Origin of the sequence: uncultured Cardiobacterium sp. (assembly GCF_938028185.1) — a bacterium.
GTDB lineage: Bacteria > Pseudomonadota > Gammaproteobacteria > Cardiobacteriales > Cardiobacteriaceae > Cardiobacterium.
In genome coordinates this window covers 1-9729 of record NZ_CALJAH010000215.1, presented here as the reverse complement: position 1 = coordinate 9729, position 9729 = coordinate 1, and the positions used below count along the sequence as shown (strand labels likewise).

Annotated in this window: 14 protein-coding genes; 11 read left to right on the top strand and 3 right to left on the bottom strand. The window is 60.7% G+C overall.

Translation table 11 applies throughout. From position 1 onward, the window contains the following. The 9 genes from ribD to Q0349_RS06345 form a co-directional block, all read left to right on the top strand. Window positions 1-1035 (top strand): bifunctional diaminohydroxyphosphoribosylaminopyrimidine deaminase/5-amino-6-(5-phosphoribosylamino)uracil reductase RibD (gene ribD, locus Q0349_RS06385; protein ID WP_298080042.1); only part of this gene is annotated, 1035 nt, incomplete at its 5' end. Next, window positions 1017-1658 carry a riboflavin synthase gene (locus Q0349_RS06380; RefSeq protein WP_298080041.1) on the top strand — a complete coding sequence of 214 codons (642 nt, stop codon included), beginning with the start codon at window positions 1017-1019 and terminating at the stop codon, window positions 1656-1658. The genes ribD and Q0349_RS06380, both read left to right, overlap by 19 nt. Before the next feature lie 4 nt (window positions 1659-1662). Continuing rightward, window positions 1663-2766 (top strand): bifunctional 3,4-dihydroxy-2-butanone-4-phosphate synthase/GTP cyclohydrolase II, encoded by a 1104-nt coding sequence (gene ribBA, locus Q0349_RS06375; RefSeq protein WP_298080040.1) that lies wholly within the window; start codon window positions 1663-1665, stop codon window positions 2764-2766. A 105-nt stretch (window positions 2767-2871) separates the two neighbouring features. Next, entirely contained in the window at window positions 2872-3348 is a 477-nt protein-coding gene (gene ribE / locus Q0349_RS06370; RefSeq protein ID WP_298080039.1) for a 6,7-dimethyl-8-ribityllumazine synthase, read from the top strand. Between the two features lie 403 nt (window positions 3349-3751). After that, a complete protein-coding gene (gene nusB, locus Q0349_RS06365; protein ID WP_298080038.1) occupies window positions 3752-4186 on the top strand; it encodes a transcription antitermination factor NusB in 435 nt (144 codons plus the stop codon). Between the two features lie 71 nt (window positions 4187-4257). After that, complete coding sequence (locus tag Q0349_RS06360) at window positions 4258-4587, top strand: hypothetical protein (RefSeq protein WP_298080037.1); 330 nt, start codon at window positions 4258-4260, stop codon at window positions 4585-4587. Next, the gene (locus tag Q0349_RS06355; RefSeq protein ID WP_298080036.1) at window positions 4584-4919 is read left to right on the top strand and encodes a hypothetical protein; all 336 of its coding nucleotides are present in this window, start codon (window positions 4584-4586) and stop codon (window positions 4917-4919) included. The genes Q0349_RS06360 and Q0349_RS06355 overlap by 4 nt, the downstream gene beginning before the upstream one ends. 10 nt (window positions 4920-4929) lie before the next feature. Further along, window positions 4930-5436, top strand: a complete 507-nt coding sequence (locus tag Q0349_RS06350; RefSeq protein ID WP_298080035.1) for an alpha/beta fold hydrolase — start codon at window positions 4930-4932, stop codon at window positions 5434-5436. After that, complete coding sequence (locus Q0349_RS06345; RefSeq protein WP_298080034.1) at window positions 5433-6011, top strand: DNA-3-methyladenine glycosylase I; 579 nt, start codon at window positions 5433-5435, stop codon at window positions 6009-6011. Before Q0349_RS06350 ends, Q0349_RS06345 begins: the two co-directional genes overlap by 4 nt. Before the next feature lie 50 nt (window positions 6012-6061). Here the strand turns inward: Q0349_RS06345 and Q0349_RS06340 are convergent, their stop codons facing one another. After that, window positions 6062-6589, bottom strand: coding sequence for a restriction endonuclease (locus tag Q0349_RS06340; RefSeq protein WP_298080033.1), 528 nt, complete (start codon window positions 6587-6589; stop codon window positions 6062-6064). A 12-nt stretch (window positions 6590-6601) separates the two neighbouring features. Next, window positions 6602-6952 (bottom strand): arsenate reductase (glutaredoxin), encoded by a 351-nt coding sequence (gene arsC, locus Q0349_RS06335; RefSeq protein ID WP_298080032.1) that lies wholly within the window; start codon window positions 6950-6952, stop codon window positions 6602-6604. A gap of 81 nt (window positions 6953-7033) precedes the next feature. On the opposite strand from arsC, the gene nfsA reads away from it, so the two are divergent. Beyond that, entirely contained in the window at window positions 7034-7756 is a 723-nt protein-coding gene (nfsA, locus tag Q0349_RS06330; RefSeq protein ID WP_298080031.1) for an oxygen-insensitive NADPH nitroreductase, read from the top strand. Further along, window positions 7753-8025 (top strand): alkaline protease, encoded by a 273-nt coding sequence (locus Q0349_RS06325; RefSeq protein WP_298080030.1) that lies wholly within the window; start codon window positions 7753-7755, stop codon window positions 8023-8025. Before nfsA ends, Q0349_RS06325 begins: the two co-directional genes overlap by 4 nt. Before the next feature lie 9 nt (window positions 8026-8034). Here the strand turns inward: Q0349_RS06325 and Q0349_RS06320 are convergent, their stop codons facing one another. Beyond that, complete coding sequence (locus tag Q0349_RS06320) at window positions 8035-9318, bottom strand: GTP-binding protein (protein WP_298080029.1); 1284 nt, start codon at window positions 9316-9318, stop codon at window positions 8035-8037. Between the last annotated feature and the right edge of the window lie 411 nt (window positions 9319-9729).

The following is a 9729-nucleotide window of genomic DNA, read 5'->3' as shown; positions in this document are numbered from 1 at the left end:
GCGCCGACCCCGCGCGTCGGCTGCGTCCTCGTCAAAGGCGGCGAAGCCGTCGGCGAAGGCTGGCACGTCCGCGCGGGCGAGGCACACGCCGAAGCCCACGCGCTGCGAGAAGCGGGCGAGAAAGCACGCGGCGCCACCGCCTACATCACCCTTGAGCCCTGCGCGCACCAGGGACGCACCCCGCCCTGCGCCGACGCGCTGATTGCCGCGGGCATCGCCCGTGCCGTCGTCGCCTGCCGCGACCCGAACCCGCTCGTTGCCGGGCAGGGCATTGCCCGCCTGCAAGCGGCAGGCATCGCCGTCACCGAAGGCGTCTGCGAAGAAGAAGCCCAGCGGCTCAACCGGGGATTTTTCCGCCGCATCACCACGGGGCGACCTTTCGTCACCCTCAAACTCGCCGCCTCGCTTGACGGCAAAACCGCGCTGGCCAACGGCGAAAGCCAATGGCTCACCGGCGAAGCGGCACGCGCCGACGTCCACTACCACCGCCTTGCCGCCGACGCCATCATCGCCGGTACCGGCAGCATCCTCCACGACAACGCCCACCTCACCGCGCGCTACCCGACCGAACTGCCGAGCCAACCGCCGCTGCGCGTCATCATCGACAGCCGCCTGCGCACCCCGCGCGACGCCGCCCTCTTTGACGACCTGAGCCCCATCCTCATCGCCTGCGGCATGAACGCGCGCGCGCCGAACTACCCCGCCCACGCCGAATGGCTGCGCCTGCCGCTGAAAAATGGCCGCGTGCCGCTGCCCGCGCTTTTGGACGAACTGGGCGCACGCGGCATCAACAACGCCTTCGTCGAAGCCGGAGCCTCGCTCGCTGGCGCCTTCATCCAGCAAAACCTCGCCGACGAAATCCTGCTCTATCTCGCCCCCTGCCTGCTCGGCAGCGGCGCGCGCGAACTGCTGCAACTGCCGCCGTTACAACACCTCTCTGATAAAATGCGCGTCCACATTGACGACAGCACCCGCATCGGCGCCGACCTGCGCCTGCGCCTCACCCCGGAAAAACCATGTTCACAGGCATCATAGAAACCACCGGCACCCTGCAACGCCGCGCCGACCACGGCGACGACTGCACCCTCACCATCGCCTCCCCCACCTTTGACTTCAGCCGCTGCGCCCTCGGCGACAGCATCGCCGTCAGCGGCGTCTGCCTCACCGCCGTTGCGCTCGGCGCCGACCACTTCAGCGCCGACGTCTCGCACGAAACCCTGCGCCTGACCACCCTCGGCGCGCTGCAACCCGGCGACGCGGTCAACCTCGAATACGCGCTGACCCTTGCCACCCCGCTCGGCGGCCACCTCGTCAGCGGCCACGTCGATGGCGTCGGCGAACTGCTCGCCCGCGAAGCCGACGCGCGCAGCGAACGCCTTACCTTCGCCGCCCCCGCGCCGCTCGCCCGCTACATCGCCGCCAAAGGCTCGATTACCGTGAACGGCGTCAGCCTCACCGTGAACGCAGTCAATGCCAACCACTTCAGCGTCAACATCGTGCCGCACACCATGAGCCGCACCACCCTCGGCGCGCTGCAACCCGGCGACGCGGTCAACCTCGAAGTGGACCTCATCGCCCGCTACCTCGAACGCCTGCTCAACGCATCACAACAAAGCGGTGGCCTCACCCTCGAAACCCTGCAAAAACACGGATACTGAACCCATGCCCCTGAACAGCACCCCGGAAATCATCGCCGACATCCGCGCCGGCAAAATGGTCATCCTCATGGACGACGAAGACCGCGAAAACGAAGGCGACCTCGTCATCGCCGCCGAACACATCACCCCCGAAGCCATCAACTTCATGACCAAATACGGGCGCGGCCTCGTCTGCCTCACCATCACCCAGGCGCGCAACGACCAGCTCAAACTCTGGCCACAATCGCGGCGCAACAACTCGCCCTACCACACCGCCTTCACCGTCTCGATAGAAGCCGCCGAAGGCGTCACCACCGGCATCAGCGCCGCCGACCGCGCCCGCACCATCCTCGCCGCCACCGCCAAAGATGCGCGCCCAGAAGACCTCGTCCAGCCCGGCCACATCTTCCCCATCGTCGCCCGTGAAGGCGGCGTCCTCACCCGCGCCGGACACACCGAAGCCAGCACCGACCTCGCCCGCCTCGCCGGACTTGAGCCCGCCGCCGTCATCGTCGAAATCCTCAAAGAAGACGGCTCCATGGCGCGCCGCCCCGAACTCGAACAATTCGCCGCCGCACACGACATCAAAATCGGCACCATCGCCGACCTCATCGCATACCGCCTCGCCCGCGAACAAACCATCGCCCGCATCGCCCAATGCGAACTGCCGACTGCCTACGGCAACTACACCCTCACCGCCTACCAAAGCATCTACGACAAAGACCGCCTGCACTACGCGCTCACAAAAGGCCACATCCAGGCGGCGCGCCCGACCTTCGTCCGCGTCCACGTCCAAAACACCCTTGGCGACCTCTTCCACGCGAACCTGAACGAACGCACCCACACCCTGCAAGAAGCCCTGCAACGCCTCGAACAAGAGCCGGACGGCATCATCGTCGTGCTGGACGACGCGCAAAGCCACAACGACATCATCAGCCGCATGGTCGCCTTCTCGCACAACAACCCGCCGCCGAAACGCCCGCAAGAACAAGACCTGCGCACCTACGGCATCGGCGCACAAATCCTCATCGACCAGGGCGTCGGCAAAATGCGCCTGCTCTCCGCACCGTACAAATTCACCGGCATCTCCGGCTACCAACTGGAAGTAAGCGAATACCTGACGGAATAACGAACAAAAAGCCCCTCTTCCTTTGGGAGAGGGGTTGGGGTGAGGGCTAAAACTTTCCCCACCCAAGACCATCCCCAACCCCATTCAACAACACAAGGACACCCCATGACCTACCAAGTCAACCGCCTCGAAGGCGACTACATCCTCGAAAACGCGCGTTACGCCATCATCTGCTCGCGCTTCAACGACTTCATCGTCAACAAACTCGAAGCCGGCGCCATTGACACCCTCAAACGCCACGGCACCGACCTCTCCAACATCGACGTCGCCTACGTCCCCGGCGCGCTTGAGCTCGGCATCGCCGCGCAACGCCTTGCCGCCACCGGTCGCTACGACGCCATCATCGCCCTCGGCGCGGTCATCAAAGGCGCGACCGCCCACTTCGACATCGTCATCGGTGAAAGTGCCAAGGCACTCAGCCACGTCGCACTCAGCCACGACATCCCGGTCATCAACGGCGTACTCACCACCAACAGCATCGAACAGGCCGTAGAACGCGCCGGTACCAAAGCGGGCAACAAAGGCGCGGAAGCCGCACAAGTCGCCATCGAAATGGTCAGCCTGCTGCGCCAAATCGGCTAAACAAAATTCCCCTCCCCTGCGCAGCGGGGGAGGGTCAGAGAGGGGGTGTGAAGCGACCACATACAAAACGCATTAACGACACGCCAAAGCTGATCTCCGACAAGCCCCCTCCCCTGTGGGAAAAGGTCGGGGTGGGGCAGCAAACAACCGCGCCAGCGACCGCAGCCATTCCCCCCTCCCCCTGTGGGGGAGGGGACGGGGGTGGGGTTTGTCTGCACACCCCGCTATCGCATAAACAACACAAAACCCAGCCCCCGCTTGCGGGGGCAACTTCATAAAAGCCACTACCGTCCTTCCTGCGAAGCGGGAGCGAGCAGGCGGGGACGGAAAATCGCGTAGCGCCCACGCCCCAAACGAACAACAAACGGTCTCTAAAAACGAACACACACACAACGGAACACCCATGAAAAACCTCAAACGCCAGGCCATCGAACAACGCAGCCGCGCCCGCCGCCAACTCCTGCAAGCCCTCTACCAATGGCAAATGAGCGGCGATGACCCGTGGAGCGTGCGCCGCAACCGCCTCGTCGATCCCAAAACCGGCGACATTGACGACGACTACTTCAACGCCGCCTTTGACACCATCAGCGAAAAACGCGACCTCTACGACACCCGCGTTGCCGAACACACCCACCGCCGCCCCAGCACCCTCGACCCGGTAGAGCGCGGCATCCTCTGGATTGGCGTGTACGAACTGATCGAACGCTTCGACATCCACCCCACCGTCACCATCAACGAAGCGGTAGAGCTTGCCAAACAATTCGGCGCGGCAGACAGCTACAAATACATCAACGCCACCCTCGACAAACTCGGCAAAGCCCTCCGCCCCAACGGCTGACCCCGCCATTTATACATACACCTTAGTCGCTACCCTGTATGTATAAAAGCGCCAACCATCTTCCATAAAACATGCAGCCCGCCCATCACAAAAATCCCTACGCCATTCTCGCTTTCTTTCTGCTGATGGATATTTATTTTTTGGCGCTTATCCCTTTCATCAATGAGCCGTTATCCTATGCCTTTAAAGAAGGATATAGCATTGTCGTATTCCTCGTTATGGGATTCGTTGCGAGCTATCTTGTAATGGCGCTGATTATTTGTATCTTCGAGATATTTATGGGAAAACGCGGCGGCGTAATAGCCAACCATACTGCTTTTCGCCTGTTTATGATGGTGTTTTTCCTCATTTCCCGCTTTTTTATTATTGCTTTCTCTACGGCAATAGCGGCAATGCCATGATCAAAAAGTATGAAATTCTCCCATTCCTGTTTATGCTGGATTTAATGATGATTTTCGGACTTTGCGCATTCGCATTCCCTTCGAAATATATTTCCCCATACGCTCTGCTACACAATCTGCATGACATCATATGGGTGTTACTCGCCTTCTGTATGCTTTCTTATCTATTGCTGTTTTGGCTTGTCTATCGCAGCAAAATCTTCTCGCCCACGAGCAGATGGAATCTGCAACAGAGCCGCAGTGCCAACATAATCCTCTTTTTTGTTTTCCTGCTTTCGCGCCGCCTGTTCCTGGCATTATTGGGTTTGGGCGGAATCGGAGGCATCCTTTAAGCAATCACCCATGAAAATCTACCTCGCCCACGGCCGTGGCGGCTCGCAGCACAGCAAAGAAATCTTCCACCTCGCGCGCACCGCCAAGCGCGCCGGTCACGACACCCACTGCATCAACGACACCGACAGCGAAGACCCGGAACTGCGCAGCGCGCGCCTGACCGCGCTGGTCGCCGCCGAGTCGGAACCCGTCGTGCTGATGGGCTTCAGCATGGGCGGCTACACCGCGATGCTTGCCGCCGCCGCCCACCCGGAAAAAGTGCGCGGCCTCTTTCTCGTCGCGCCCGCGCTGTACGCGCCGCGCTATCAAGTGAAAAGCTATCCAACCATCAGCCCGACCGAAATCGTCCACGGCTGGGATGATGACGTCATTCTCTACGAATACTCGGTGCGCTATGCCAAAGAGGCGGGCGCGACCCTGCACCTCGTCCCCGCCGGACACCTCTTTTACCAGCCGGACGAGCTGGCGCTGCTCTGCCGCCATTTCGCCGACTTCCTCGCCCGCCTCGACGCATGAACTACTGCGCCTACTGTGCCGATCTGCCGCCGGATAACCCGCATCGCCGCTACCACGACCACGAATACGGCTTCCCCCTTGCCGACGACAATCGCCTCTTTGAGCGCCTCGTGCTGGAAATCAACCAGGCGGGGCTAAGCTGGGAGACCATCCTGCGCAAGGCGGACAACCTGCACCGCGCCTACAACAGCTTTGACATCGCCACCGTCGCCGCCTATGGCGAGGCCGACACCGCCCGCCTCCTCGCCGACCCCGGCATCATCCGCAATCGCCTGAAAATCAATGCGTCCATCAAAAATGCCCGTGTTATCCAGCAGTTGCAGGCGGAGCATGGCAGTTTCCGCGCCTGGCTGGACGTGCAAACCGCGCCGGACAAGGCTACCTGGGTCAAGCTGTTCAAAAAAACCTTCACCTTCACCGGCGGCGAAATCACCGGCGAGTTTCTGATGAGCAGCGGCTACCTGCCCGGCGCCCACCAGCCCGATTGCCCCGTTTACCCGCGCATCCTCGCCGCCCGCCCGCGTTGGCTGGTGCGGGCAAGCGACCCAGCACTGGACACGGCGCACTTGGCGTAAAAAATACCGGCGCAATGCCGGTATTTTTTTATGACTGCACACCATTCTGCTTAATGCGCTTTCGCCGCCGTCTTAATCGCGAGAATTTGCCGCACAAAGGCAGCGAGTTTGTCGGCGAAATCCGCCGCATCCAGCGCGGCAATCAGCGCAAAATCATCTGTTTTGCCGCCGTCATCGGCTCTCGCGACTTTGCCATAGTAATAGCGGAAAAACAGCGCTTTGCCGCCACGGATTTTGCCACGATGCAAGACGAAAATACGCCCGTCTTCATCGCGGGCGAAAGCGCCAGACAAGGCGCGGTTAATGCCGTCCGCCGGGAAATTGATTTCTGCGGCGAGTGCGACTTTTTTACCCACAACGGGCGCGCCGATGCCAAAACCGTTCCAGCATTTTTTCTCCTGTATTTGCTGCGCGTACCATAAATCCAATTCCGGTGAATAATGCACTTCTGTTTCAAAGCCACCGCCTATTCCGGCAACGGTGCAGCGAATGGTTTGCGGCAATGCGGCGATGATTTTTTCTTTGAACAAGGATTGTGCGGCGGCGAGTGTTTCTGCATCGTCAATAATTTGCAACATGGCGGTATTCCCTTAATCCAGTAATTTCAGAACCCGTTCCGCCGGGCGACAAATACGCACCGCGTTATCGCTACTGGCGACCGGGCGGTTGAATAATTGCGGATGGGTGGTGAGTGCATCAAGCAGCGCCGCATCGCTCATTGCCGGATTGTCCAGTTGCAATTCGTGGTAGAGCGCTTCTTTTTGCCGCAAGAAATCGCGTACCGGCAAGCCGCTGCGGGTGATGAGTGCCGCCCATGCGTCGCGCGTCGGCGGGGTTTTCAGGTAGTCAATGATGTGTGGCTCGATACCGCGTTCGCGCAAGAGGGCAAGGGCGTTGCGCGAGGTGGAGCAGCGCGGGTTGTGGTAGAGGGTGATGTTCATGGCAATCTCCGTTAAAGGCGTCAGTATAGCAGCGGCGCGCGTTTGCGCGTATATTGCCGCTTTCTTTCGCATGGAGTTTTTATGAACAGCAATCCCGCTTTGGCGACCGCCCTCGCCCACCGTTCCATTCGCAAATTCACGTCGCAGCCAATCGCGCCGGAAATGCTGGCGTCATTGATTGATGCCGGGCGGATGGCTTCCACTTCCAATCATCTGCAATGCGTTTCTATTATCCGCATTACCGACCCAGAGATTCGCGCCGGGATTCGCCGCGCGGCGAGTGATATGGCCTATGTCACCGATTGCGCCGAGTTTCTGTTGTTCTGTATGGATTTTCACAAGGCAAAGGTGCTGTTACCCTCCGCCCAATTGGATTGGGCAGAAGTCACTTTAATTGGAGCGATGGATACCGGCATTATGGCGCAGAATATCTTGCTAGCGGCGGAATCATTGGGCTTGGGCGGCGTTTTTATTGGCGCGCTACGCAATGATATTGAAGCGGTCAGCGAATTGGTGGGATTGCCGGATTATTGCGTGCCGCTGCTGGGTTTGTGTTTGGGTTATCCCGCGCAAAATCCGCCGCCAAAACCGCGCCTACCGCATTCGCTGATGTTTTTTGAAAACCGCTATCGTGAGCCGGATGCGCAGGCACTCGCACAATATGACGCCGAATTGCGTGCTTATTATCAAAACCGCATGGGCGAGGAACGCGACTGGCTTTACAGTATTCGCAAAACGTTAAATGGGCCGGTGCGGTCGCACATGTTGCCGTTTTTGCAAAGCAAGGGGTTTCTCAAACAATGAAAGCCGTGATTTTATCGGCGCTCGCGTTATCGCTCGCCGCCTGCCATGCGCCCAGGCCGTTTTTGGATACCCCGCTCGCCATTGCGCAGCCAAAGCCCATCGGCGACAGCGGCTGCGCCAGCCGCGCCTGCCCGGCGACGCTGGATCCGGTCTGCGTTGTTTATGAGAACAACGGCCACCGGATGCAGCAGACATTTGCCAATGACTGCGCGGTCTGCATCGCACCGGAGTTCATTGTCAGCCGCCGTCGGGGGGCGTGTGAGCGGTAACGGAAGCGGTTACGCCAGTATCATCCCGGCGGCAACCGTTTGATTGCTGGCGTCGTCTATCAATATGAACGCGCCGGTGGCCGGGTTTGCCGCGTAAGCGGTGGCGGCGACGGGTTGTTGCAGCACGAGGCTGACTTCGCCGAGGTCGTTCATCGCAAGTGTATCGCGGTCGGCGTAGTTGCTTAAGGTATGCACGTCCCAGACGTGTTCGACGCGGCGGATTTTCGCGGCAACGGTGCGGGTGGTGTGTTTGAGCAGGTATTTGCGCGCCGGGTTGAGCGGGCGCTGGTCGAACCAGCACAGCGTCGCGCGCAGTTCGCGTTGGCCGCCGTGCGGGTTGGCAGCGGCAAGCAGGGTGTCGCCGCGCGAGATGTCAATGTCATCCGCAAGGCGCAGGGTGATGTTTTCGCCGACGCTGGCGCTCTCAACGCTGCCATTGACGCCGATGATTTCGCGCACGCTGCTTTCTTGTCCGGCTGGTTCAACGCGGACGCGGTCGCCGACGCGGACGCTGCCCGCCTCTATCCGCCCCTGGTAGCCACGGAAGTCGTCCTGTTTGTCGCCGTCGGCACGCAGCACGTTTTGCACCGGAAAATGGAAGGCGGCAGGCGCGTCGCTGATGCCTTCGCCGGCGGGCAGCGCTTCGAGGGTGGCGAGCAGGGTGTCGCCCGTGTACCACGGGGTGTGTTCGCTTTTGTGGACGATGTTGTCGCCGTGCAGGGCAGAGATGGGAATGTAGTGGACGTCATTGAGTCCAAGCTGCGCGGCGAGCGTGTCGTAGGCGGCGGTGATGGCGCGGTATTTGCCTTCGTCGTAGTCAAGCAGGTCGATTTTGTTGATGGCAACGATGATGTGCGGGCAACGCAGGTGGCGGAGAATGGCGCTGTGCCGTTTGGTTTGCGGCAAGAGTTGCAGCGGGGTTTGGCGGTAGTCGAGTTGCGAGGCGTCGAGCAGGAGGACGGCGGCGTGCGCGGTGGAGGCGCCGGTGACCATGTTGCGCGTGTATTGTTCGTGGCCGGGGGTGTCGGCGATGATGTATTTGCGCCGTGCGGTGCTGAAGTAGCGGTAGGCGACGTCAATGGTGATGCCTTGTTCGCGTTCGGCTTCGAGGCCGTCGGTCAGGGCGGAGAAGTCGGGGTTGCCGTCGGCTTCGGCGGCTTCGATTTGGCGGAGCTGGTCGCCAAGCAGTGCCTTGCTGTCGTAGAGGAGGCGGCCAATGAGGGTGGATTTGCCGTCATCGACGCTGCCGGCGGTAATGAAGCGCAAGGGCGCGTGCTGGTTGAGGTTGGGCATGGGGGTTCCTGGGTTTGTGGTGTGTGTAAACAGAGGTAGGGTGGGTCTTGGCCCACCATGACAAAGCATCAGTTTTTTACGGTGGGGCAAGCCCCATCCTACGGATGCGGTTGTGGGTCGGCGGATGCAACGGACACCGGGCGTGCCGCCAGTAATCCCACCCCGGGTTCCCATGAATAAAGGCGGACGCCTTTTTCATGGTAACCCGTCCTCTCCCCCACAGGGGGAGAGGCAGGATGGCGGGATTTTGCACGTTTGTTCCCGTAATCGTGTCGCTCGTGGTGGGGCAAGCCCCACCCTACGTTTACATACACGGTAGCGGGGAAGGTGTATATAAACAGCGGACGTGCCGCCAGTAACCCCACCCCGGGTTCCCATGAAAAAGGCGGACGCCTTTTTCATGGGGAGCCC